1 protein-coding gene is annotated in these 417 nt (G+C 49.4%); it reads left to right on the forward strand.

The window, feature by feature from the left end; translation table 11 throughout:
* The coding region (locus A3712_RS19735) for a class I adenylate cyclase (RefSeq protein ID WP_197465874.1) at positions 1–417 on the forward strand (417 nt) is incomplete at both ends.

Consider the following 417-nt stretch of genomic DNA (forward strand, 5'->3'; position numbering starts at 1 on the left):
ATTGCAGAGCTCGACAACCGCCGTAACTGGAAGGTGGAGCAAGTGAAGGTAGTGCACCATGCGCTACTTGATGCTTTGATGCTGAGCTATCGTAACCTGATTCAGTTTGCACGTCGTAACGACATCACGTCGGCAATCAGCCCGCAAGATATTAGTATCTTGGCGCGCAAGCTATATGCGGCGTTTGAGGTGTTGCCAGGTAAAGTGACGCTACTGAATCCGCAAATCTCTCCGGATCTTCACGAGCCAGATTTGAGCTTTATTGAGGTTCGCCAAGGGCAATCGAATAAAGCGGGTTGGTACTTGTACAAGCAGCCGCTGATTGCACATCGTATTCTTGGGCAACCGTCACTGGAGCATCATGAGTACTTGAGTAAGTTAGTGGCTTGGTCGTTCTTTAACGGCTTGATCACTGAG

The sequence above is a fragment of the Vibrio sp. HI00D65 genome, assembly GCF_001635455.1.
Taxonomy (GTDB): Bacteria; Pseudomonadota; Gammaproteobacteria; order Enterobacterales; family Vibrionaceae; genus Vibrio.